Raw genomic sequence first — 24,766 nt, forward strand, 5'->3', positions numbered from 1 at the left:
GAGTGATTCCCGCCCTATATTTCTTTGCCTGTCGATATGCCTGAATCTCACTATATTGGGCGCTTTGCGCCATCTCCTTCCGGTGAACTGCACTTTGGCTCATTGATTGCTGCGCTTGGCAGCTACCTGCAGGCCCGCGCCAATCAGGGCGCCTGGCTCGTCCGTATCGAAGATATTGATCCCCCTCGTGAGGTTCCCGGTGCAGCAGCGACGATTTTGCGTCAGCTGGAACACTATGGTCTGCACTGGGACGGTGAAGTGCTGTGGCAATCGCAACGACATGATGCCTACCGTGAAGTACTCGCTACTTTGCAACGTGACGGTTTAAGTTACTTCTGTACCTGCACCCGCGCGCGTATCCAGAGTATCGGCGGCATCTACGACGGCTACTGCCGCACCCGACACAACGGCCCGGAAAATGCCGCGCTACGTCTGTTGCAACATCATCCGGTACTGCATTTTGACGATCGGCTACGCGGTCGCATTGTGACCGATGAAAAACTGGCGCGGGAAGATTTTATTATTCATCGTCGTGATGGGTTGTTCGCTTATAACCTGGCCGTCGTGGTCGACGATCATTTTCAGGGCGTGACGGAGATCGTTCGCGGCGCGGATCTGATTGAACCGACAGTGCGGCAAATCTCGCTCTATCAGCAGCTTGGCTGGCCTGTGCCTGGGTATATTCATCTACCTCTGGCACTTAACGAGCAAGGGAATAAGCTCTCCAAGCAAAACCATGCTCCTGCCTTGCCTGGCGGCGATCCCCGCCCCATAATAATCAGGGCTTTACAATTTCTGAACCAGGATGTAACAAATGAGTGGCAGGATCTCAGCATCGAAGTGTTGCTGAACCAGGCGGTCGAAAATTGGTCACTTTCCCGCGTGTCTGAGGGGCAGATGTGAATACATCATTCTCAAATGCGTCGCGCTGAGCTATGATTAGCCGCTATTTTTTTGTCCTGACGTTTGACACTACCGAGGTGTACTATTTTTACCCGAGTCGCTAATTTTTGCCGCAAGGTGCTAAGCCGCGAAGAGAGCATCGCCGTCGAGGCGTTGGCTCAACCGCAGATGACGGTTATTCCGCGTGAGCAGCACGCTATTTCCCGCAAAGATATCAGTGAAAATGCGCTCAAGGTGCTCTATCGTCTGAATAAAGCGGGCTACGACGCTTACCTGGTAGGCGGCGGCGTGCGCGACTTATTGCTGGGCAAAAAACCAAAAGATTTTGACGTCACCACCAGCGCCACGCCGGATCAGGTACGCAAACTGTTCCGCAACTGCCGGCTGGTCGGCCGCCGTTTCCGCCTCGCACATGTCATGTTCGGCCCGGAAATTATTGAAGTTGCCACCTTCCGCGGCCACCACGACGAACAGCAAACCGATCGTTCTATTTCCCAGCGCGGCCAGAACGGCATGCTGCTGCGTGACAATATCTTCGGTTCTATCGAAGAAGATGCCCAGCGTCGCGACTTCACCATCAATAGCCTTTATTACAGCGTTGCCGATTTTACCGTGCGTGATTACGTCGGGGGCATGCGCGATCTGGAAGAGGGCGTGATTCGCCTGATTGGCAACCCGGAAACCCGCTACCGTGAAGATCCGGTGCGCATGCTGCGCGCGGTGCGCTTCGCCGCCAAGCTGGGGATGCGCATCAGTGAAGAGACAGCCGAGCCTATCCCGCGTCTGGCCACATTAATTAACGACGTTCCGCCCGCGCGTCTGTTTGAGGAATCCCTCAAGCTGCTGCAGGCTGGCTATGGTTACGACACCTGCCGCTTGCTGCGCGAATATGGCCTGTTCCAGCCCCTGTTCCCGACCATCACCCGCTACTTCACCGAAAAAGGTGACAGCCCGATGGAGCGCATTATTGAGCAGGTGCTGAAGAATACCGACAACCGTATCCACAATGATATGCGCGTCAACCCGGCGTTCCTGTTTGCCGCTATGTTCTGGTATCCACTGCTGGAGGATGCCCAGCGCATTGCGCAGGAAGGCGGTCTTGCCTATTACGATGCGTTCGCGCTGGCGATGAATGACGTGCTGGATGAAGCCTGTCGTTCGCTGGCCATTCCAAAACGCATTACGACGCTTATCCGTGATATCTGGCAGCTACAGCTGCGGATGTCCCGCCGCCAGGGTAAACGCGCCTGGAAGCTGATGGAGCATCCGAAATTCCGCGCCGCTTACGATCTGCTGGTGCTGCGCGCCGAAGCGGAAAACAACGGCGAGCTGCAACGTCTGGCGAAATGGTGGGGGGAATTCCAGGTTTCTGCGCCGCCCACACAAAAAGATATGCTGGATGATTTAGGCGAAGAGCCAGCCGAACGCCGCCGTCATCGCCGCCCGCGCAAACGTACGCCGCGCCGTGAGGGCAGTGCGTGACTCTCGCTTACATCGCGCTGGGCAGCAATCTCGCATCGCCGCTTGATCAGGTCAACGCGGCGATCGCCGCCCTCGGCGAAATCCCACAAAGCCGCATTGTGGCGGTCTCTTCGCTCTATCGCACTCCCCCGCTCGGGCCGCCGGATCAGCCGGATTATCTCAACGCTGCCGTGGCGCTGGAAACAACGCTTGCGCCTGAAGCGCTGCTCGATCACACCCAACGGATTGAGTTACAGCAGGGCCGCGTACGTAAAGCGGAGCGCTGGGGGCCACGCACACTCGATCTCGATATCATGCTGTTCGGTTCCTTAACGCTGAATACGCAACGCCTGACGGTTCCGCATTACGATATGAAAAACCGTGGTTTTATGCTGTGGCCGCTGTTTGAAATCGCCCCCGATCTGCACTTCCCGGATGGCGCTTCGCTGCGCGCCACGCTGGAACAGCTCAACGCGCCAAAACCCGACGCCTGGTAATTCCCTCTGCCGCCTCTTTGCGACGGCCTAAAATCATTGCCCGCCTGAATGTTACTGATAGAATGCGCCAGAACACGCTTTGAACTATCAGGAAACACTATGAAACCTACCACCATCTCCTGGCTGCATAAGTGTAAACAGGATAAGAAACGCTTCGCGACAATCACCGCTTACGACTACAGCTTCGCCAAACTGTTTGCCGAAGAAGGGATTAACGTGATGCTGGTTGGCGACTCGTTAGGGATGACGGTACAAGGTCATGATTCCACCCTGCCCGTCACCGTGGCAGATATCGCTTATCACACACAAGCGGTGCGCCGCGGTGCTCCATCATGCCTGCTGCTCGCCGATCTGCCGTTTATGGCGTATGCCACACCGGAACAGGCCTTTGAGAATTCCGCCATCGTGATGCGCGCGGGCGCCAATATGGTGAAAATCGAAGGTGGCCGCTGGCTGGCGCCGACGGTAAAAATGCTCACCGAACGCGCGGTGCCAGTGTGCGGTCATCTCGGCCTGACACCGCAATCAGTCAATATTTTCGGCGGTTACAAAGTTCAGGGGCGCGGCGACGCGGCTCAGGGGCTGCTTGACGATGCGCTGGCACTGGAAGCCGCCGGAGCGCAACTGCTGGTGCTGGAGTGCGTGCCGTTGGAACTGGCGCAGCGTATTACCGCCGCATTAACCATCCCGGTGATCGGAATTGGCGCAGGCAATGTTACCGACGGCCAGATTCTGGTTATGCATGACGCGTTTGGCATCACTGGCGGCCATATTCCTAAATTTGCTAAAAATTTCCTCAATGATGCAGGCGACATGCGCGCAGCGGTCAGGCAGTATGTTGCCGAAGTCGAGTCCGGCGTCTATCCGGGCGAAGAACACAGTTTCCATTAAGGAGTCCTGTTGTGTTGATTATTGAAACCCTCCCGCTGCTGCGTCAGCATATTCGCCGACTGCATCAGGAAGGGAAACGCATTGCGCTGGTCCCGACCATGGGTAACCTGCACGATGGCCATATGAAGCTGGTCGATGAAGCGAAAGCCCGCGCCGACGCGGTAGTGGTGAGCATTTTTGTTAACCCGATGCAATTCGACCGTCCGGACGACCTGGCGCGCTACCCGCGTACTTTGCAGGATGATTGCGAGAAGCTGAACAAGCGCAAGGTGGATTTTGTTTTCGCGCCTGCGCCTGCCGATATCTATCCGCAGGGCACCGAAGGTCAAACCTATGTTGACGTTCCGGGCCTCTCCACCATGCTGGAGGGCGCCAGCCGTCCGGGGCATTTCCGCGGCGTTTCCACCATCGTCAGCAAGTTGTTTAATCTGGTACAGCCGGATATCGCCTGCTTCGGCGAGAAGGATTATCAGCAGTTGCAGCTGATCCGCAAAATGGTTGCTGATATGGGCTATGACATCGAGATCGTCGGCGTGCCGACGGTACGCGCGAAAGATGGTCTGGCACTGAGTTCACGCAACGGTTACCTCACCGCTGACGAGCGTAAAATCGCCCCGGCGTTGAGCAAAGTGATGAATGCCACTGCAGAAAAATTGCAGGCAGGCGCGAGCGACGAAGAAGAGCTGATCGCCATTGCAGCCCAGGAAATCAACGATGCTGGTCTGCGCGCTGACGATATTCAGATCCGCGATGCCGACACGCTGGAGGCGCTCTCGAGCAAAAGCCAGCGCGCGGTGATTTTAATGGCGGCCTGGCTCGGACAGGCGCGCCTTATCGACAATAAAGTGGTTGAACTTGCCCGTCAGGCAGGGTAAAAATTTCGCCAGGACTCCGCTCCCGCTAAGACTTTTCACGGTCTGCGGGAGTGAAATGAGCATGCGGGGAAATGCAGGATGCCGCCCCTCATTTTTAGCTGACTTATCCGTAATGAAGGTTTAACTCATGATTCGCACAATGCTGCAAGGCAAGCTCCACCGCGTCAAAGTGACACAGGCCGACCTGCACTATGAAGGTTCCTGCGCAATTGACCAGGATTTCCTTGAGGCGGCTGGTATTCTCGAATATGAAGCCATCGATATCTATAACGTGACCAACGGCAAACGCTTCTCAACCTACGCGATTGCCGGGGAACGCGGTTCCAGAATTATTTCGGTTAACGGCGCAGCGGCGCACTGCGCAGACGTGGGCGATATCCTGATTATCGCCAGCTACGTTACCGTACCGGATGAGGTTGCCCGTAGCTGGCAGCCGAAAATGGCCTATTTTGACGGCGACAACGAAATGAAACGCACCGCGAAAGCCGTGCCGGTTCAGGTTGCCTGATTCCCCTACCCCTGCGGCTGGTTACTGATCAGCCGCGCCATCGTTTCCAGCGAATCCGTTCTTAGCACGTACAAACGCTTCAGCAAGAACGGATTATCACCCGGCTTCACTTTCCCGCGTACTGTCGTGACCGCCATATGAAAACCGGCGTCATTGGCCGCTTTTATCGCCGTGTCGTTATAACCGCCAAACGGGTATGAAAGATAGAGCACGTGCGGGTTGAACTGTGCCAGCGCCCGGCGGGAGCGTTTAAAATCAAACAGGATGTTGTGGTAGCTGCGGCTGAGCAATATCGGGTGCATGGCGTCATCGACACGGTGCAGGAAGTGCGTATGCGACTGCACGTCAAACACGTCGCGCATGCTGTTCAGTTCCGACACGCTCATAAACTGTAACGACTTCGGATCCCATTTCTGCGGCTTCAATTTAATGCGCGAGGAGATAATAAACGCCGTCGCTTTAAAACCGTATTCGCGCAGGATCGGGTACGCGTAACGGTTGACCGATTTCAAGCCATCATCAAAGGTGATCACCACCGAACGTGCGGGCAGATTCATGCGGTTACGCACATAGCCTTCCAGTTGATACATCGACAGCGTGGTATATCCCTGATCGCGCAGCCAGGTCATCTGGTTAGTAAAAGCGCGCACCGACGTGGTGGTGGAGGTATGACGGAAACGGGTATTTTCCTCGTCGCGCAGAATATGGTGGTAAGTCAGCACCGGAATACCGCTGTCTTCCTGCGCATCCAGGCTGCTTACCCAGGCCAGCCGGTTGCCGATGCGGATCTGGAACCAGGTCTGGTTCAGGCGGTCTTTCAGCTTATCGATAATGGGATAACGCAGGTTCTCCGCCAGCGTACCAAACTGTTCGCTGCGGTTATCCGGCGCCGTATACAGCGGCGTATCCTGCCACGTCACCAGATTCTGGTTACTCAGCGGCTTATTCAGATCGCCAAGGCTGTCCTCAACCCGCTGCTTGCCTTCCACCGCACTCAGGTGGCCTTTATCGATAAAACCGCTGCCAAAGCCGAAGCGAAACGCATAATAATCCTCTGCGCCCGGTACCACCGCCAGAATTTGCCCGGCGCGAATATTGCCGACCGTCACCACTCTGTCGCCGACCTGCGCCCAGATATCGGCATCTTCGGTAGTTTGCATATAGCGCGCAGGAATGCGCTGTTCACTGACAATGCTGGCAGAAGCGCTACAGGTAACCAGTAGCAGCAGAAGGGTAATCAAACGCGACATGAGACGAACCGGGTTGAGAGACTGTCATTAGTGTAACAAAACTGCACATATTCAAAGGCCGGAGTAAGTACAAAAAATAGCCCGTTCAGATAAGCTGGCTCTCATGTGCGGGAGAGCCAGCCCGAAGAGATTAACTACGCAGCCCGCGGCCGCGATTGATCAAGTACCAGCAAACCAAATAGAAAGCGATGATAAACACCACCAGCACGGCAACAGTGGTGAACAGCGGAACGTCGGTGATGCCGAGGAAACCAAAACGGAAGCCGCTGATCATATAGACTATCGGGTTCAGGTGCGACAGCGCCTGCCAGAACGGCGGCAGCAGCGTCAGGGAGTAAAATACCCCGCCCAGATAGGTCAACGGCGTCAGCACAAAGGTCGGGATCAGGCTGATATCGTCAAAGGTTTTGGCAAACACCGCATTCAGCAAACCAGCCAGCGAAAACAGCACGGCGGTCAGCAGCAGCGTTAAACCGACAAACAACCATGAATGCACCTGAAACGGCACGAAAAACAGCGAAACGGCAGTAACCAGAATACCGACGCACAGCCCGCGCGCCACGCCGCCGCCAACATAGCCAGCAATAATCACATGCGTCGGAACCGGCGCGACCAGCAGCTCTTCAATATTGCGCTGAAACTTAGCGCTGAAGAATGACGATGCGACGTTGGCGTAAGCGTTGGTGATCACTGCCATCATGATCAGCCCCGGCACGATAAACTGCATGTAGGTGAAACCGTGCATTTCACCAATCCGCGAACCGATCAAATTACCGAAAATAATAAAGTAGAGCGTCATGGTGATCACTGGCGGCACCAGCGTTTGCACCCAAATCCGCATGAAACGCTGGATCTCTTTGTACCAGATACTCTTCAGCGCCACCCAATAGAGCTGCATCATGCGCTTTCTCCTTTTCTGTCATGAACCAGCGTGACAAACAGCTCTTCGAGACGGTTGGCTTTGTTACGCATACTCAACACCTGTACACCCTGCGCGCTGAGCTGGCTGAAGACGCTGTTCACCCCCTGCTCGCGCAGGACTTCAACTTCCAGCGTGGAGGTGTCTACCAGCCGGTACTGATACCCCTCCAGCTTCGGCAGCGGGCATTTTGGCGCCAAATCGAGAATAAAAGTTTCCGATTTCAGTTTGGAAAGCAGCGCTTTCATCGAGGTGTTTTCGATCAAATCGCCGCGCTGAATGATGCCGATATTACGGCACAGCATCTCCGCCTCTTCCAGATAGTGAGTGGTGAGGATAATGGTGGTGCCTTTATCGTTCAGATCTTTCAGGAAGCCCCACATGGAACGACGCAGTTCAATATCCACGCCTGCGGTCGGTTCATCGAGGATCAGCAGTTTCGGTTCATGCATCAGCGCACGGGCGATCATCAGGCGACGCTTCATACCGCCGGAGAGCATCCGCGCGCGTTCGTTGCGTTTTTCCCACAGATCGAGCTGGTTCAGGTATTTTTCGCTGCGCACCAGCGCTTCTTTGCGATCCACACCGTAGTAGCCCGCCTGGTTCACCACGATCTGCTGGACGGTTTCAAACGGGTTAAAGTTAAACTCCTGCGGGACCAGCCCCAGCTGGCGTTTGGCGTTGACCACATCTTTTTCCAGGTCATAGCCAAAGACGCTGACGCGCCCGGACGTTTTATTGACCAGCGAACTGATGATGCCGATAGTGGTGGATTTCCCTGCGCCATTCGGTCCAAGGAGCGCGTAGAAATCACCGGCTTCTACTTTCAGGTCAATACCGCGCAGCGCCTGGACGCCGCCCGGATAGGTTTTTTTAAGCTGCTCAAGCTCCAGTGCAATGGTCATGAAATATCGCTTACCTTTTTTACACTCGATGTGTAGTTTTAAAAGAGGAAGAGTTCACCTATATTAGCGCAACGCACTTACCGTTACAGGTCATCCACTTCCATGAAGGACATAGATACACTCATCAGCAATAACGCACTATGGTCAAAAATGCTGGTGGAAGAAGATCCCGGTTTTTTTGCCACGCTGGCACAAGCACAAAAACCGCGTTTCCTCTGGATTGGATGCTCCGATTCCCGCGTACCGGCCGAGCGCCTTACCGGCCTCGAACCCGGCGAGCTGTTTGTTCACCGTAATGTCGCCAACCTGGTGATTCATACCGATCTGAACTGCCTCTCCGTTGTGCAGTACGCGGTGGATGTGCTGGAAGTCGAACACATCATCATCTGCGGTCACTACGGCTGCGGCGGCGTGCAGGCGGCGGTTGAAAATCCTGAACTTGGGCTTATCGACAACTGGCTGCTGCACATCCGCGATATCTGGTTTAAACATAGCTCGCTGCTCGGCGAGATACCGGCAGAGCGCCGCTTCGATACCCTGTGCGAGTTGAACGTCATGGAACAGGTTTACAACCTGGGCCATTCAACAATCATGCGATCCGCCTGGAAACGCGGCCAAAAAGTGACGATTCACGGCTGGGCCTACGGCATTCACGACGGTCTGCTGCGCAATCTGGAAGTGAGCGCTACCAACCGCGAATCGCTGGAGCAGCGTTATCGCCAGGGTGTCTCCAACCTCAGTAAGAAGCACAACAACCACAAATAATCACTCGGGGCCAGCGGCCCCGATTTTTTTATTCGTCCAGCAGAACCACTTTGCCGACATACGGCAGATGACGGTAGCGCTGAGCGTAGTCAATCCCGTAGCCCACCACAAACTCGTCAGGAATAGCAAAGCCGACAAACTCCACCGGCACATCCACTTCGCGGCGGGAAGGTTTATCCAGCAGCGTACAGATCGCCAGCGATTTCGGTTCGCGCAGGCTAAGAATTTCACGCACTTTCGACAGTGTGTTGCCGGAATCAATAATATCTTCGACGATCAACACATCTTTGCCGCGAATATCTTCATCAAGATCTTTCAGGATTTTCACGTCACGCGTGGTGGACATACCGCTGCCATAGCTGGAGGCGGTCATAAAATCGACTTCGTGAGAAACCTGCACTTCACGGCATAAATCCGCCATGAACATAAATGATCCGCGCAGCAGGCCCACCAGCACCATTTCGCTGCCGCTGTCTTTGTAACGCTCAGTGATTTGACGGCCCAGTTCAGCGATACGCGCTTTGATCTCCGCTTCCGGGATCATCACTTCCACAGTGTGTTTCATTTTACTAACCATTTGATTTAAAGAGTAAATTACTCAAGTTCAGGAGATTTCCCGAAGAATTGAGAATTAAGACGCAAAGTATACCAGCAAATTGATTTCCATTGGCTATCGAACAAGAAAGCTCATTTTGTGATGACGGTCACATTTGTTAATGACTATAATTAATTGCTATCAAAAAATTAACAACTTAGATGAGTGTCTTTTATGGCGGAAACAAAAACTCAACAGCCACGGCTCCTGATTACGCTGACAACGCTGTTTGCAGCGCTTTGCGGGCTGTATCTGTTAATCGGTGGAGCCTGGCTTGTCGCCATTGGTGGCTCCTGGTACTACCCGATCGCCGGTCTGGTGATGCTGGGTGTCACCTGGCTATTGTGGAAAGGGAAGCGCGCTGCGCTGTGGCTGTATGCCGCACTGCTGCTTGCTACCATGATCTGGGGCGTGTGGGAAGTCGGTTTCGATTTCTGGGCGCTGACGCCGCGAAGCGATATCCTCGTCTTCTTTGGCATCTGGCTGATTCTCCCCTTCGTCTGGCGGCGACTGGTTATACCATCCGGCGGGGCCGTCGCAGCGCTGGTGGTTGCCCTGCTGATTAGCGGCGGGATCCTCACCTGGGCGGGCTTTAACGATCCGCAAGAAGTAAATGGCAGCCTGAGTGCTGATTCAACGCCGGCCGCGCCTATTTCGCAGGTAGCGGATGGCGACTGGCCGGCCTATGGCCGCAACCAGGAAGGCCAACGTTACTCGCCGCTGAAGCAGATCAACGCCGACAACGTGAAGAACCTGAAGGAAGCCTGGGTGTTCCGCACTGGCGATCTGAAGCTGCCGACCGATCCGGGCGAACTGACCAATGAAGTGACGCCAATTAAAGTCGGCGACACGCTGTATCTGTGTACTGCACACCAGCGTCTGTTTGCCGTTGATGCCGCAACCGGTAAAGAGAAGTGGCATTTCGATCCGCAACTGAATGCCAATCAATCATTCCAGCATGTCACATGCCGCGGCGTTTCTTACCATGAAGCGCGCGCCGACAATGCCAGCCCGGACGTGGTTGCCGATTGTCCACGCCGTATTATCCTGCCGGTGAACGATGGCCGTCTGTTTGCCATCAACGCTGACAACGGTAAGCCGTGTGAAACCTTTGCCAACAAAGGTATCCTGAATCTGCAAACCAACATGCCGGACACCACGCCTGGCCTGTATGAGCCAACCTCGCCGCCGATCATCACGGATAAAACCATCGTGATTGCCGGTTCGGTGACTGATAACTTCTCTACCCGTGAAACCTCCGGCGTTATCCGTGGTTTCGATGTCAACACCGGCAAACTGCTGTGGGCCTTCGATCCGGGTGCGAAAGATCCGAACGCGATTCCGTCGGACGAACATACCTTCACCTTTAACTCGCCGAACTCCTGGGCACCTGCGGCCTATGACGCGAAACTGGATTTAGTCTATCTGCCAATGGGCGTTACCACGCCGGATATCTGGGGCGGTAATCGCACGCCGGAGCAGGAACGCTATGCCAGTTCAATCGTGGCACTGAATGCCACCACCGGGAAACTGGTGTGGAGCTACCAGACGGTTCACCACGATCTGTGGGATATGGATATGCCGTCGCAGCCAACGCTGGCAGATATTACCGTTAACGGCAAAAACGTTCCGGTCATCTACGCGCCGGCGAAAACCGGTAACATCTTCGTGCTGGATCGTACCAACGGCAAGTTGGTTGTTCCGGCGCCGGAAAAACCGGTACCGCAAGGCGCAGCGAAAGGTGATTACGTCAGCAAAACCCAGCCTTTCTCTGACCTGAGTTTCCGTCCGAAGCAAAACCTGAGCGGCGCGGACATGTGGGGCGCCACCATGTTCGACCAACTGGTGTGCCGCGTGATGTTCCAGAAACTACGCTATGAAGGCATCTTCACTCCGCCGTCTGAGCAGGGCACGCTGGTCTTCCCGGGTAACCTGGGTATGTTCGAATGGGGCGGCATCTCTGTCGATCCCGATCGTCAGGTAGCCATTGCTAACCCGATGGCGCTGCCGTTTGTGTCGAAGCTGATCCCGCGCGGTCCTGGTAACCCGATGGAACCGCCGAAAGATGCAAAAGGTACCGGTACAGAATCAGGTATTCAGCCGCAGTATGGTGTGCCGTTTGGCGTGACGCTGAACCCGTTCCTGTCACCGTTTGGCCTGCCGTGTAAACAACCGGCGTGGGGCTACATTTCCGCACTGGATCTGAAAACCAACCAGGTGGTATGGAAAAAACGTATTGGTACGCCGCAGGACAGCATGCCGTTCCCGATGCCGGTTCCTGTACCGTTCAATATGGGTATGCCGATGCTGGGCGGCCCGATCTCCACTGCCGGTAACGTGCTGTTTATCGCCGCAACTGCAGATAACTACCTGCGCGCATACAATATGAGCAACGGTGAGAAACTGTGGCAAGGTCGGTTACCGGCAGGTGGCCAGGCAACACCGATGACCTATGAAGTGAATGGCAAACAGTATGTTGTCATTTCCGCAGGCGGTCATGGCTCGTTCGGCACGAAGATGGGCGACTATATCGTGGCCTATGCGCTGCCGGATGACGCAAAGTAAATAAAAATGCCGGATGAGATTACGCATCCGGCATGCTGATAATAAAAGCCCGGTAAGCCTCACGCTTCCGGGCTTTTAACGTTATGCGTTTTTTACACCGTAAACCCTAACATCATGCCGGTATCTTCATGCTCCAGCAGATGGCAGTGCGCCATATAAGCGTGCTCTTTCGGCGCATCATGCTGAAAACGGACTAACACTTCACTGCGCGCGCCATAGACATTAACCGTGTCTTTCCAGCCTGCACGATGTGCGGCCGGTGGCTTGCCGTTCTCCGATAAAATACGGAACTGAGTGCCGTGAATATGAAAAGGATGCAACATCATGTCGCCCTCGCCGGAAATCACCCAGCGCTCATACTCCCCTTTTTTTGCCGCGAAAGCGGGCGTGTTCATATCGAAAGCTTTACCGTTGATGCGGTTGCCATTGTGGAAATCAACCCCCTGCGCGCCATGATTCATCTGCCCATGGTCCATATTCATCATCTTGCCGTGATCCATATTCATCATCTGACCATGTCCCATCTGCCCGTTCCCCATCATCATCCCGGCCATCGCGCCATCGCCATACTTCTTCTGCAACGCCTGCATGCCCATCATGTCGAGCATCGGATCCATCGATAACTGCAACGTCCGCTGCGTTAAGCCTGTCAGCACTGGTAAACCCGGCACTGAGGCCAGCGAATCCGGCAACGTACCAGAAGCGGCGATCTGTAGCGGTTGAATATGTAATACCGGCTGCGGTTTATCGAAAGGTGCGACCGTCATCCCTATCTGTTGCACAGGCAGCGTCACGATATCAAAGGGTTTACCATCGCGCGTATCCACCAGCACTTCAAAACGCTCGCCCATCAACATCGGCAGTTCGCTCACTTTCACCGGTTCACTTAATAAACCGCCATCGCTCGCCACCACATACAACGGGCGCTTATCGCTGGTTGAGAAGTTCAGCGAGCGTGCATTACACCCATTCAGCAAGCGCAGACGCAGCCAGCCGCGCGGAGCGGCATGTTGCGGGTTGATAGCGCCATTGGTCAGCAGCGTATCGCCGAACCAACCGACCGCAGCGCTCATCACATCCAGCTGATAATCGATCTGCCCCTGCGCGGTAAACCTTTTGTCCTGCACGATGACCGGCACATCATCAATGCCCCACTGTGTCGGCAGCCGCAACTGGCGAATAGCGTCATCTTCTATCAGCACCAACCCCGCCAGTCCCATCGCAACCTGACGGCCGGTTTTGCCATGCTGATGCGGATGGAACCAGCAGGTCGCGGCCTGCTGCGTGGGTGTAAAGGTAACAGAACGGCGACCGCCAGCTTTGATGACACCCTGCGGCCCGCCGTCAACGTCGCCAGACACTTCCACCCCGTGCCAGTGGACGGTCGTCTCTTCCGCCAGAGTGTTACGAATATCAATCGTCACCTGCTTTCCCTGACGCAGTTGCAACGCGGGTCCTAACAGTGCGCCGTTATACCCCCAGGTGGTGGCTTTGTTCGCGCCAAACAGCGTTTCTCCTGATTGCACCGTCAGCGCGATACGGCCTTGCGCATCGGCACTGAGCAGCGGGGGAATGGGCAGCGCCGGGCGTTCGGCGGCAAACAGCGAGCGGCTCCACAGCGGGAGCGCGCTTAGCACGCCCAGCGTGGCGGAATATTTCAAAAAATCTCGACGTTGCATGGCATTTCCTTATCTGTTGCAGACGATATTTTGAGCTTAAACCTTTCCCCTGCCGGAAGGTCAAGAAAAGAGGTAAATAATAAATATCGTCGCCTTATGCGGACTGTGCTAACGTTTAAATTCCGTTACGCCGTGGTAGAAATAATGAAGACGTTTTTCAGAACAGTACTCCTTGGCAGCCTGCTGGCTGTCTCCGTGAACAGTTATGCGCTAAGCGAATCCGAAGCCGAAGATATGGCCGATCTCACGGCGGTATTTGTCTTTCTGAAAAATGACTGCGGTTATAACAATTTACCCAACGGGCAGATCCGCCGTGCGCTGGTATTTTTCGCCCAGCAAAACCAGTGGGATCTCAGCAACTATGATGCATGGGACATGAAGTCGCTTGGCGAAGATAGCTACCGCGATTTGAGTGGCATTGGCATTCCCACCGCCAAAAAATGCAAAGCGCTGGCCCGCGACTCCTTAAGCCTGCTCGCCTACGTGAAGTAAGCTGTCGCCATGGTTAAACTCTGACCGTGCAACCACGGGCAGAGTTAGCTATTATGTTGCGCCCGTTTCGCGGGCGTTAACAAAGGAGCAACCAATGGCCGACAACACGATGTGGCAAGAGACGCTGCATGACCATTTTGGTCAGTACTTTGCCGTGGATAAGGTGCTTTATCACGAAAAGACCGATCACCAGGATCTGATCATTTTTGAGAACGCCGCCTTTGGCCGCGTAATGGCGCTGGATGGCGTGGTACAAACCACCGAACGCGACGAATTTATCTACCACGAAATGATGACCCATGTTCCGCTGCTGGCGCACGGCCACGCGAAACATGTGCTGATCATCGGCGGCGGCGACGGCGCAATGCTGCGTGAAGTAACCCGCCACAAAAACATCGAAACCATTACCATGGTAGAAATCGACGCGGGCGTCGTCTCTTTCTGTCGCCAGTACCTGCCGAAGCACAACGCAGGCGCGTACGACGATCCGCGGTTCCATCTGGTGATCGATGACGGCGTTAACTTTGTTAATCAGACCGACAAGACGTTCGACGTGATCATTTCCGACTGTACCGATCCTATTGGTCCCGGCGAGAGCCTGTTCACTTCAGCGTTCTACGAAGGCTGCAAACGCTGCCTGAATGCTGGCGGGATCTTTGTCGCGCAAAACGGCGTCAGCTTCCTGCAACAGGATGAAGCCGTCGGCAGTCATCGTAAACTGAGCCACTATTTTAGCGACGTCAGCTTCTACCAGGCCGCAGTACCGACCTATTACGGCGGTATTATGACCTTCGCCTGGGCCACGGATAACGAGGTGTTGCGCCATCTTTCGACCGAGATCATCGCTGCCCGTTTCCACAATGCCGCACTCACCTGCCGTTACTACAATCCGGCGATTCATACCGCAGCATTCGCTCTGCCACAATATCTGCAAGACGCGTTGTCTGCACAGTGACTCTAAGGGGGTGATAAAAATTGAAAAAGCTTAAACTACATGGCTTTAACAACCTGACCAAAAGCCTGAGTTTTTGTATCTACGACATCTGCTATGCCAAAACCGCAGAAGAGCGTGACGGCTATATTGCCTACATTGATGAACTCTATAACGCCAACCGTTTGACCGAGATCCTGACGGAAACCTGTAACATCATCGGTGCCAATATCCTGAATATTGCGCGTCAGGATTACGAACCGCAGGGCGCAAGCGTCACCATTCTGGTGAGCGAAGAACCGGTCGATCCTCACTTGATCGACAAAACAGAGCACCCCGGTCCGCTGCCGGAAGCGGTGGTGGCGCATCTGGATAAGAGCCACATCTGCGTGCATACCTACCCGGAAAGCCACCCGGAAGGCGGTTTGTGTACGTTCCGCGCCGACATCGAAGTGTCCACCTGCGGCGTGATTTCACCGCTGAAAGCGCTGAATTACCTGATCCACCAGCTTGAGTCCGATATTGTCACCGTCGATTATCGCGTTCGCGGCTTCACGCGTGACGTAAACGGCATGAAGCACTTTATCGATCACGAGATTAATTCGATTCAGAACTTTATGTCTGACGACATGAAATCGCTGTATGACATGGTGGACGTTAACGTTTATCAGGAAAACATCTTCCATACCAAAATGTTGCTGAAGGAGTTCGACCTGAAGCACTACATGTTCCATACCAGGCCGGAAGATCTGACGCCCGAAGAGCGCAAAGAGATCACCGAAGCGCTGTGGAAAGAGATGCGCGAGATCTACTACGGCCGAAATATCCCGGCCGTGTAACGCGCCAGGGGAGCAAGGAGGCTCCCGGTTAGCGTTGTTTCAGAAACTGACGGTAGGCAGCTACCACCTGCAAAAAGTCTTCCACGCCGCACAGCGAGAGGCTCTCTTCATCGTAGTAGCTCATTCCCTCTTCTATCTCATCGCCGGAAAACTCCAGTTGATTGGCACGAACCATCACTTCCTCGCCATCCAGCCACAGCGTATATTCATGCCCGGCGCGCTGCCAGGATCGCTCGCTGCCTTTCACCGTTTTTGCCGCCTGCTCAACTTCGTCCAGCAGGGTCAGGTTCTCTTTCACTTCTTCATTGAACCAGTGCCCGACTGCTTCATGCCCCATCGACATGCGCACCTTAACGGTTCCGGTGACATCGCGCAGAAATTCATAATCCATAGTTGCTTCCTCTTGCAGGCCTGATAACCGCCTATGCAGTAATTATCACAGCACAATACAAGAAAAACAGCGCAGCGACCGGAAGCGTTGCAAAATATCCTTCTGCCTGCGCAGAAATCACCCGCCGGCTATCTACACCCGATGATCAAGCGGTTTGAGCCGGGCAAACATCGCCTACCGCGCCCGCTAAATGCGGCACGTAAGCAGCCTGTTTTTTATGGAAGTAGCAGGGTTTGAGAAGCATTTGCTGCGCTTAAACAAAACTTATTTGCGCAGTGAGGCAGGAAAAAAAGCCACCCCGAAGGGTGGCTTGTCAGTCAGACGGCGGTCTGGAAAATCACGCCGTCAGCTTTTTCGGTGTACTGATTAAGCTGGTCGAAGTTCAGATAACGGTAGGTATCCACCGCCGTCTTATCAACCTGGGCAATATAGGTCTGGTACTCTTCCGGCGTCGGCAGTTTACCGATCAGCGCTGCAACCGCTGCCAGTTCTGCAGAGGCCAGGTAGACGTTTGCACCAGTACCTAAACGGTTCGGGAAGTTACGCGTCGAGGTCGAAACCACCGTTGCGCCATCGGCCACACGCGCCTGGTTACCCATGCACAGGGAACAGCCCGGGATCTCGATACGCGCGCCGCTCTTACCAAACACGCTGTAGTAGCCCTCTTCCGTCAGTTGCGCAGCGTCCATACGGGTTGGCGGCGCCACCCACAGGCGGGTCGGCAGCTGGCCTTTGTGCGCATCCAGCAGCTTACCGGCAGCGCGGAAGTGACCGATGTTGGTCATGCACGAACCGATGAACACTTCATCGATCTGCGCCCCCTGAACATCAGACAGCAGACGCGCATCATCCGGATCGTTCGGCGCACAAAGGATCGGCTCTTTGATTTCTGCCAGATCGATGTCGATCACCGCCGCATATTCTGCGTCAGCATCGGCTTCCAGCAGCTCAGGTTCCGCCAGCCATTTTTCCATGCCCTGGACACGACGCTCCAGCGTACGACGGTCGCCGTAGCCTTCTGCAATCATCCATTTCAGCAGCACGATGTTGGAGTTCAGGTACTCGATGATCGGCTCTTTGTTCAGCTTGATGGTACAACCTGCAGCAGAACGTTCAGCGGAAGCATCAGTAAGCTCAAACGCCTGCTCAACTTTCAGATCCGGCAGACCTTCGATTTCCAGAATGCGGCCGGAGAAGATGTTTTTCTTGCCTTTCTTCTCAACGGTCAGCAGACCCTGTTTGATGGCATACAGTGGGATAGCATGCACGAGGTCACGCAGCGTGATGCCCGGCTGCATTTTGCCTTTAAAGCGCACCAGCACTGATTCCGGCATATCCAGCGGCATGACGCCGGTCGCGGCGGCAAACGCCACCAGGCCGGAACCTGCCGGGAAAGAGATGCCGATCGGGAAACGGGTGTGGGAGTCACCGCCGGTACCGACCGTATCCGGCAGCAGCATGCGGTTCAGCCAGGAGTGGATGACGCCATCGCCAGGACGCAGGGAAACACCGCCACGGTTCATAATGAAGTCCGGCAGCGTATGGTGCGTGGTGACGTCAACCGGCTTCGGATAAGCAGCAGTATGGCAGAAGGACTGCATCACCAGATCGGAAGAGAAGCCCAGGCACGCCAGGTCTTTCAGTTCGTCACGGGTCATCGGACCGGTGGTGTCCTGAGAGCCGACAGAGGTCATTTTCGGTTCGCAATAGGCCCCCGGACGGACACCCGCAACGCCGCATGCGCGACCCACCATTTTCTGCGCCAGCGAGTAACCACGGTTACTTTCTGCCACATCTTTTGCCTGACGGAATACATCGCTGTGCGGCAGACCCAGCGCTTCACGCGCTTTGGTGGTCAGGCCGCGGCCGATAATCAGCGGAATACGGCCACCGGCGCGCACTTCGTCGATCAGCACATCGGTTTTCAGTTCAAAGCTGGCCAGCAGCTCGCCGGTTTCGTGGTTGCGCACTTCGCCTTTGAACGGGTAAACGTCAATCACGTCGCCCATGTTCAGGTTGCTGACATCCACTTCGATCGGCAGCGCACCGGCATCTTCCATGGTGTTAAAGAAGATGGGCGCGATTTTGCCGCCCAGCACCAGGCCACCGCCGCGTTTGTTCGGCACATGAGGAATGTCGTCGCCCATAAACCACAGCACGGAGTTGGTGGCGGATTTACGTGAAGAACCGGTACCCACAACGTCGCCAACGTACGCCAGCGGGAAACCTTTCTGTTGCAGGGCTTCGATCTGTTTGATCGGGCCAACGGCACCCGGTTGATCCGGTTCAATGCCTTCGCGGGCGTTTTTCAGCATCGCCAGCGCGTGCAGCGGGATATCCGGACGCGACCAGGCATCCGGTGCCGGAGAGAGATCGTCGGTGTTGGTTTCGCCCGTCACTTTGAAGACGGTAACGGTAATTTTTTCCGCCAGCGCCGGACGGCTCAGGAACCACTCGGCATCGGCCCAGGATTGCATCACCTGCTTCGCCCAGGCGTTGCCCGCTTTGGCTTTCTCTTCCACATCGTAGAAGTTATCGAACATCAGCAGCGTATGGGACAGCGCTTTGGCAGCAATCGGCGCCAGTTTGTCGTTATCCAGCGCATCAATCAGTGGATGGATGTTGTAACCGCCCTGCATGGTACCCAGCAGTTCGATGGCTTTTTCAGGGGTAACCAGCGGAGAGGTGGCTTCGCCTTTGGCGACAGCGGCAAGGAAACCCGCTTTGACATAGGCGGCTTCATCAACGCCCGGAGGGACACGGTTGGTCAGCAGATCAATCAGGAATTCTTCTTCGCCAGCAGGCGGGCTTTTCAGCAGCTCGACAAGGCCTGCCATCTGGGTTGCATCTAATGGTTTTGGCGCAATCCCCTCAGCGGCACGTTCAGCTACGTGCTTACGGTATTCTTCTAGCACGACGGTTCTCCTCGCTCTCATTGTCATAATGCGGCAGGCGTTTCTCTTCACGCTCCTGTGAGACAGCAGTTTGTAGGGTAAATCCGCGAACCGCGTCGGGCAGCATAGCAGGATTTTCAGGGGGTGTTAATCTGTTTACAAAAAAGCAACATTAAATACTTGCTGAATCGTTAAGGGCGGAATAATGCAGGCTACAGACGGTTTTAACGAAACAGAATCGACGCTAAAAACCATAAAAAACGGCTCCGCAGAGCCGTTTTGTGATGACGGGGTTACGCAGACTTCAGCAGCGAAAGCACGTTACTGCGCGCGTACTGCACCGGCGTGACCGTTTGATCCACCAGCTCGCCGCGTACATATTTTTTCACCGTTTCACGGTTGTTCACTTGTTCGTTGTGACCGACAGACGCCAGCATCCCACGGCTGTTGTAATTCAGCGTGGTTGTACTCTCTTCATCATTTTCCAGCAGATGGTAGGTGTAGTTCTGCGACGACTTCATCTTATTCAGCGCCAGCGGAATCGAGGGATCGAGCGCTTCATGCCAGGCCGCACTAATGTGGCTGCGCGAGGTCTGTTTGACGCTTTTTGAACCGTCACTGAGCACGTTTTCTGTCGTCGACTGGGAGGCCTGATAAGAGAAACGATCTTTCTCATCATCGCGTGCCGGGTTGATCGATTTCTCAGTCTGCGTCAGCGACAGCGAGAAATCGTTCAGCCCGCTCAGTTGCGACCGGCCACTGTTATCAACACGAATATCCGCACCAACCGTAATCGCAGTACGCTGTGCGCTGGCGGTGGTATTTAACGCGCGGAATACCGACTTCAACGCCTCCATCTGATCGCGATCGCCGTGCCCGGTCGAGCGAGCCTTGTCAAACTTAGTATCGTAGGCGCTTAACGTAGCCTGCTGCTGAGCGTAGTCGCCAGCCAACGCTGGATTCGACAAGTCGCTGCTCACTTTCAGCGAGAAATCCTTGTCCTGATAAGCAACATAGCGTTCGGTGGTGCTGGCATGGAAATTCAGCGACTGTACCGAAGCATCATCAGCGCGAATATCCGTTTTTAAATCCACGGATTTCAGCACGCTGCTGTCAAAATTAGTTAGCCCGGAAATATCGATTTTCGGCGGATTTTGCCCCAGTCCGCTTAACGCTTTCTCAAGCGATGCGCCCAGGTTCGCAACGGCCGCAGCTTCATCATCATTCAGCGCTTCGCCATCGGTTTTTAACTCCACCACCACGCCATCCTCTTTCTGCGTCATGTTGAGGTGCAAGGTGGAGCCCGATTGCGTCACAATATCCAGCGAAACCGCAGATTGCTGGCCCGCCGCTCCCGCCGTAGCGCTGGTAACGGCGTGGGTGACGTCGGTACGACTCTCTTTCAGATTGCTCAGCAATGTGCTGCCAATGCTGCCTAAAGGGGATAGCGAGTTACTGCCAACGGCGGCCTGCAATAACCCCTTCATCATGGAATCTTGTGGTGAAGTCGCGCTGAGTTTTTTCGGCGACAGGCTGTAAACCGCTGCAATATCAGACGTCTGGCTGCCAAACATTACTTTTGTCGACGAGGGTGCTTCGACAGGCGTGGCAGCGCGCGTAGTTGTGCGAACCGTGGTGCTCGCCAGGGAAGTTGACGCCACTCTCATTGCTGATGAGAGCGATGACAGATTAAGTCCGGTGATCATGACGATGAAGCTCCTTATCTCGCCGGGAATGGCCGTTAGCGTTACTATCGGCAAAATCTGCGTAATATTTATACCTCTGGCAGAGAAAAACGCTGTTACCTGGTAAAATTGGCGCAAAAAAAACGCCTCCGAAGAGGCGTTTATTGTCAGCGAAAACTTATTTCTTTTTCGCTTTCGGGTTCGGCAGGTCGGTGATGCTACCTTCGAACACTTCTGCGGCCAGGCCAACAGATTCATGCAGCGTCGGGTGCGCGTGAATGGTCAGCGCGATATCTTCCGCGTCGCAACCCATTTCGATCGCCAGACCGATTTCACCCAGCAGCTCGCCGCCGTTAGTGCCGACAATCGCGCCGCCGATAACGCGGTGAGTCTCTTTGTCGAAAATCAGTTTGGTCATACCGTCAGCGCAGTCGGAAGCGATAGCACGGCCAGAAGCAGCCCACGGGAAGGTGGCGGTTTCGTAGCTGATGCCTTTCTCTTTCGCTTCTTTCTCAGTCAGACCAACCCATGCAACTTCTGGCTCGGTGTAAGCGATAGACGGGATAACTTTCGGATCGAAGTAGTGTTTCTTACCGGCGATAACTTCAGCGGCCACGTGACCTTCATGTACGCCTTTGTGCGCCAGCATCGGCTGACCGACGATATCGCCGATAGCAAAGATGTGCGGCACGTTGGTGCGCAGCTGTTTGTCAACGCGGATGAAGCCACGTTCGTCCACTTCAACGCCTGCTTTGCCGGCATCGAGGTTTTTACCGTTCGGTACACGACCGATCGCCACCAGCACGGCGTCATAACGCTGTGCTTCAGCAGGGGCTTTTTTGCCTTCCATGGAAACGTAGATGCCGTCTTCTTTCGCTTCAACGGCAGTTACTTTGGTTTCCAGCATCAGGTTGAATTTCTTGCTGACGCGTTTGGTGAAGACTTTAACGATATCTTTGTCTGCCGCCGGGATAACCTGGTCGAACATTTCAACCACGTCGATCTCTGAACCCAGCGCATGGTACACGGTACCCATTTCCAGACCGATAATACCGCCGCCCATAACCAGCATACGTTTCGGTACGGATTTCAGCTCCAGCGCATCGGTGGAATCCCATACGCGCGGATCTTCGTGCGGAATGAACGGCAACTGAATCGGACGGGAACCCGCCGCGATGATAGCGTTGTCGAAGTTGATCACGGTTTTGCCGTTTTCGCCTTCAACTTCCAGGGTGTTCGCCCCAGTGAATTTACCCAGACCGGTGACCACTTTCACTTTACGGCCTTTCGCCATACCCGACAGACCACCGGTCAGTTGGGTGATCACTTTCTCTTTCCAGGTACGGATTTTGTCGATATCGGTTTTCGGCTCGCCGAAGACGATACCGTGTTCAGCCAGCGCTTTGGCTTCTTCGATAACTTTTGCTACGTGCAGCAGCGCCTTAGAAGGGATACAACCTACGTTCAGACAAACACCGCCGAGGGTGCTGTAACGTTCAACGATGACGGTTTCCAGACCTAAATCAGCGCAACGGAAGGCAGCAGAGTAACCTGCCGGGCCTGCCCCAAGTACCACGACCTGAGTTTTGATTTCAGTACTCATCATGACCTCTTATTGATTTCCGGCGGTCAGGGGTACTTCGTGTCGCCCTTCATCCACCGGGACGTTCTATCCGCCCGCAGTTTACAAAAATGTTAACAATTTTGAAACAACAAACGGCAAACGATTTGTCCTTTGCCCCTGATAACCCCAAAAGCCCAATGAGATTATCAGAAAAAAGCCGGCCGTCAGGCCGGCTTTCTCGATTACATCACCAGACGGCGAATGTCCGACAGCATATTGTTGATGATGGTGATAAAGCGCGCACCATCAGCACCGTCAATCACACGGTGGTCGAAGGAGAGCGAAATCGGCATCATCAGGCGCGGCACGAACTCTTTACCGTTCCAGACCGGCTCCATTGCAGATTTGGAGACGCCCAGGATAGCCACTTCCGGCGCGTTCACAATCGGTGCGAAGTGGGTGGTGCCCAGGCCGCCGATGCTGGAGATAGTGAAGCAACCGCCCTGCATTTCGCCAGCGGTCAGCTTGCCATCACGCGCTTTTTTGGAGATGACAGTCAGTTCGCGAGACAGCTCAGTAATGCTCTTCTTGTTCACGTCTTTGAAGACCGGAACAACCAGACCATTCGGCGTATCCACCGCAACACCGATGTTGATGTATTTTTTCAGCGTCAGCTTCTGACCATCTTCAGACAGAGAGCTGTTGAAGCGCGGCATTTGCTCAAGCGCCGCAGCAACGGCTTTCATAATGAAGACAACCGGGGTGAATTTCACGTCCAGTTTGCGCTTCTCAGCTTCGGCGTTTTGCTGTTTACGGAACGCTTCCAGATCGGTGATATCGGTTTTATCGAAGTGCGTAACGTGCGGGATCATTACCCAGTTACGGCTCAGGTTAGCACCAGAGATTTTCTGGATACGGCCCAGTTCCACTTCTTCGATTTCACCAAACTTGCTGAAGTCCACTTTCGGCCACGGCAGCAGACCCGGCAGAGAACCACCGGTTGCGCCAGCGGCAGGCGCGGATTCAGCGCGTTTGATCGCATCTTTCACGTAAGCCTGAACGTCTTCGCGCAGGATACGACCTTTACGACCGGTGCCTTTCACTTTCGCCAGGTTAACGCCAAATTCGCGCGCCAGGCGGCGGATCAGCGGCGTCGCATGGACGTAAGCGTCGTTTTCAGCAAAGTCGGATTTACCTTCAGCTTTCGCCGGAGCCGGTGCAGCAGCCGGTTTTGCCGTCTGAGCAGCAGGAGCCGGAGCGGCCGATGCAGCAGCCGGAGCGGCGGCAGGCGCCGCGCCTTCCACTTCAAACACCATGATCAGAGAGCCGGTGGAGACTTTATCGCCCACGTTCACTTTCAGCTCTTTCACGGTACCGGCAAACGGTGCCGGAACTTCCATAGAGGCTTTGTCGCCTTCAACGGTGATCAGTGACTGTTCAGCGGAGACTTTATCGCCCACTTTTACCAGCACTTCGGTCACTTCAACTTCGTCACCGCCGATATCCGGTACGTTAACTTCTTTCGGGCCAGAAGCCGCTGCTGCCGGCGCGCTTGCCGCAGCCGGAGCTGCCGCCTGTGCCGGAGCCGCTGCTGGTGCAGCGCCTGCAACTTCGAAGATCATGATCAAGGAACCGGTGGAGACTTTGTCGCCGGTGTTGATTTTGATCTCTTTAACCGTACCCGCGAACGGCGCCGGAACTTCCATAGAGGCTTTGTCGCCTTCTACGGTGATCAGCGACTGTTCAGCCGCAACGGTGTCGCCCACTTTGACCAGGATCTCGGTGACTTCAACTTCGTCGCCGCCGATATCCGGTACGTTAACTTCTTTGGCAGCCGCAGCGGCCGGTGCCGCAGCTGGCGCTGCTTCTTTCTTCTCTTCTGCCTTAGCAGGTGCAGCGGCTGCTGCACCATCGGCGGAATCGAAAATCATGATCAGTTTGCCGGTCTCGGTTTTATCGCCGACAGAGACTTTGATCTCTTTAACGATGCCAGCCTGCGGAGACGGGACTTCCATAGAGGCTTTATCGCCTTCTACGGTGATCAGCGACTGTTCAGCTTCAACTTTGTCGCCCACTTTGACCAGGATCTCGGTGATTTCAACTTCATCAGCCCCGATGTCCGGTACATTGATTTCGATAGCCATTATCTCTTTACCT

21 protein-coding genes are annotated in these 24,766 nt (G+C 54.8%); 11 read left to right on the forward strand and 10 right to left on the reverse strand.

Features of this window, described 5'->3' with window-relative positions:
- The first annotated feature begins 36 nt into the window (after nucleotides 1-36).
- The 6 genes from gluQRS (at nucleotide 37) to panD (ending at nucleotide 5,135) form a co-directional block, all read left to right on the forward strand.
- Nucleotides 37-903, forward strand: coding sequence for a tRNA glutamyl-Q(34) synthetase GluQRS (gene gluQRS / locus Y71_RS22460; RefSeq protein WP_007373198.1), 867 nt, complete (start codon nucleotides 37-39; stop codon nucleotides 901-903).
- Nucleotides 904-987: 84 nt separating this feature from the next.
- The gene (gene pcnB, locus Y71_RS22465; protein WP_204368018.1) at nucleotides 988-2,385 is read left to right on the forward strand and encodes a polynucleotide adenylyltransferase PcnB; all 1,398 of its coding nucleotides are present in this window, start codon (nucleotides 988-990) and stop codon (nucleotides 2,383-2,385) included.
- The gene (gene folK, locus Y71_RS22470; protein ID WP_007373196.1) at nucleotides 2,382-2,861 is read left to right on the forward strand and encodes a 2-amino-4-hydroxy-6-hydroxymethyldihydropteridine diphosphokinase; all 480 of its coding nucleotides are present in this window, start codon (nucleotides 2,382-2,384) and stop codon (nucleotides 2,859-2,861) included. The genes pcnB and folK overlap by 4 nt, the downstream gene beginning before the upstream one ends.
- A 99-nt stretch (nucleotides 2,862-2,960) precedes the next feature.
- Nucleotides 2,961-3,752 (forward strand): 3-methyl-2-oxobutanoate hydroxymethyltransferase, encoded by a 792-nt coding sequence (panB, locus tag Y71_RS22475; RefSeq protein WP_007373195.1) that lies wholly within the window; start codon nucleotides 2,961-2,963, stop codon nucleotides 3,750-3,752.
- 11 nt (nucleotides 3,753-3,763) lie between these two features.
- On the forward strand, nucleotides 3,764-4,627 hold the full coding sequence (gene panC / locus Y71_RS22480) for a pantoate--beta-alanine ligase (RefSeq protein ID WP_007373194.1): 864 nt from the start codon (nucleotides 3,764-3,766) through the stop codon (nucleotides 4,625-4,627).
- 127 nt (nucleotides 4,628-4,754) lie between these two features.
- Nucleotides 4,755-5,135, forward strand: a complete 381-nt coding sequence (gene panD, locus Y71_RS22485; protein WP_007373193.1) for an aspartate 1-decarboxylase — start codon at nucleotides 4,755-4,757, stop codon at nucleotides 5,133-5,135.
- A gap of 5 nt (nucleotides 5,136-5,140) precedes the next feature.
- On the opposite strand, the gene Y71_RS22490 is transcribed toward panD, so the two are convergent.
- The 3 genes from Y71_RS22490 to Y71_RS22500 all read right to left on the reverse strand — a co-directional run bounded on the left by Y71_RS22490 (nucleotide 5,141) and on the right by Y71_RS22500 (nucleotide 8,209).
- Nucleotides 5,141-6,385: a polysaccharide deacetylase family protein gene (locus Y71_RS22490; protein ID WP_007373192.1), complete on the reverse strand. Its 1,245-nt coding sequence runs from the start codon at nucleotides 6,383-6,385 to the stop codon at nucleotides 5,141-5,143.
- A 130-nt stretch (nucleotides 6,386-6,515) separates the two neighbouring features.
- Nucleotides 6,516-7,286 (reverse strand): ABC transporter permease, encoded by a 771-nt coding sequence (locus Y71_RS22495; RefSeq protein WP_007373191.1) that lies wholly within the window; start codon nucleotides 7,284-7,286, stop codon nucleotides 6,516-6,518.
- Complete coding sequence (locus Y71_RS22500; RefSeq protein WP_007373190.1) at nucleotides 7,283-8,209, reverse strand: ABC transporter ATP-binding protein; 927 nt, start codon at nucleotides 8,207-8,209, stop codon at nucleotides 7,283-7,285. The genes Y71_RS22495 and Y71_RS22500 overlap by 4 nt, the downstream gene beginning before the upstream one ends.
- Nucleotides 8,210-8,311: 102 nt before the next feature.
- Here Y71_RS22500 and can point away from each other — a divergent pair, with 102 nt between their 5' ends.
- A complete protein-coding gene (gene can, locus Y71_RS22505) occupies nucleotides 8,312-8,974 on the forward strand; it encodes a carbonate dehydratase (RefSeq protein WP_007373189.1) in 663 nt (220 codons plus the stop codon).
- Nucleotides 8,975-9,002: 28 nt separating this feature from the next.
- On the opposite strand, the gene hpt is transcribed toward can, so the two are convergent.
- Nucleotides 9,003-9,539, reverse strand: coding sequence for a hypoxanthine phosphoribosyltransferase (gene hpt / locus Y71_RS22510; RefSeq protein ID WP_051643997.1), 537 nt, complete (start codon nucleotides 9,537-9,539; stop codon nucleotides 9,003-9,005).
- Between the two features lie 204 nt (nucleotides 9,540-9,743).
- On the opposite strand from hpt, the gene Y71_RS22515 reads away from it, so the two are divergent.
- A complete protein-coding gene (locus Y71_RS22515; RefSeq protein ID WP_007373187.1) occupies nucleotides 9,744-12,134 on the forward strand; it encodes a glucose/quinate/shikimate family membrane-bound PQQ-dependent dehydrogenase in 2,391 nt (796 codons plus the stop codon).
- Nucleotides 12,135-12,226: 92 nt separating this feature from the next.
- Here Y71_RS22515 and cueO read toward each other — a convergent pair whose 3' ends face one another.
- Nucleotides 12,227-13,813, reverse strand: a complete 1,587-nt coding sequence (gene cueO, locus Y71_RS22520) for a multicopper oxidase CueO (protein ID WP_007373186.1) — start codon at nucleotides 13,811-13,813, stop codon at nucleotides 12,227-12,229.
- Nucleotides 13,814-13,957: 144 nt separating this feature from the next.
- On the opposite strand from cueO, the gene Y71_RS22525 reads away from it, so the two are divergent.
- The 3 genes from Y71_RS22525 (at nucleotide 13,958) to speD (ending at nucleotide 16,075) form a co-directional block, all read left to right on the forward strand.
- A complete protein-coding gene (locus Y71_RS22525; protein ID WP_007373185.1) occupies nucleotides 13,958-14,305 on the forward strand; it encodes a YacC family pilotin-like protein in 348 nt (115 codons plus the stop codon).
- Between the two features lie 94 nt (nucleotides 14,306-14,399).
- The gene (gene speE / locus Y71_RS22530) at nucleotides 14,400-15,260 is read left to right on the forward strand and encodes a polyamine aminopropyltransferase (protein ID WP_007373184.1); all 861 of its coding nucleotides are present in this window, start codon (nucleotides 14,400-14,402) and stop codon (nucleotides 15,258-15,260) included.
- 20 nt (nucleotides 15,261-15,280) lie between these two features.
- Nucleotides 15,281-16,075: an adenosylmethionine decarboxylase gene (gene speD, locus Y71_RS22535; RefSeq protein ID WP_007373183.1), complete on the forward strand. Its 795-nt coding sequence runs from the start codon at nucleotides 15,281-15,283 to the stop codon at nucleotides 16,073-16,075.
- 28 nt (nucleotides 16,076-16,103) lie between these two features.
- Here speD and yacL read toward each other — a convergent pair whose 3' ends face one another.
- The 5 genes from yacL to aceF all read right to left on the reverse strand — a co-directional run bounded on the left by yacL (nucleotide 16,104) and on the right by aceF (nucleotide 24,753).
- Nucleotides 16,104-16,466 carry a protein YacL gene (gene yacL, locus Y71_RS22540; RefSeq protein ID WP_007373182.1) on the reverse strand — a complete coding sequence of 121 codons (363 nt, stop codon included), beginning with the start codon at nucleotides 16,464-16,466 and terminating at the stop codon, nucleotides 16,104-16,106.
- Between the two features lie 317 nt (nucleotides 16,467-16,783).
- Nucleotides 16,784-19,381 (reverse strand): bifunctional aconitate hydratase 2/2-methylisocitrate dehydratase, encoded by a 2,598-nt coding sequence (acnB, locus tag Y71_RS22545; RefSeq protein WP_007373181.1) that lies wholly within the window; start codon nucleotides 19,379-19,381, stop codon nucleotides 16,784-16,786.
- A 272-nt stretch (nucleotides 19,382-19,653) separates the two neighbouring features.
- Complete coding sequence (locus Y71_RS22555; protein WP_035943158.1) at nucleotides 19,654-21,066, reverse strand: hypothetical protein; 1,413 nt, start codon at nucleotides 21,064-21,066, stop codon at nucleotides 19,654-19,656.
- Between the two features lie 157 nt (nucleotides 21,067-21,223).
- Nucleotides 21,224-22,648, reverse strand: a complete 1,425-nt coding sequence (lpdA, locus tag Y71_RS22560) for a dihydrolipoyl dehydrogenase (protein WP_007373177.1) — start codon at nucleotides 22,646-22,648, stop codon at nucleotides 21,224-21,226.
- A 203-nt stretch (nucleotides 22,649-22,851) separates the two neighbouring features.
- Complete coding sequence (gene aceF, locus Y71_RS22565; protein WP_007373176.1) at nucleotides 22,852-24,753, reverse strand: pyruvate dehydrogenase complex dihydrolipoyllysine-residue acetyltransferase; 1,902 nt, start codon at nucleotides 24,751-24,753, stop codon at nucleotides 22,852-22,854.
- Between the last annotated feature and the right edge of the window lie 13 nt (nucleotides 24,754-24,766).

This window comes from Kosakonia radicincitans DSM 16656, from assembly GCF_000280495.2.
Taxonomy (GTDB): domain Bacteria; phylum Pseudomonadota; class Gammaproteobacteria; order Enterobacterales; family Enterobacteriaceae; genus Kosakonia; species Kosakonia radicincitans.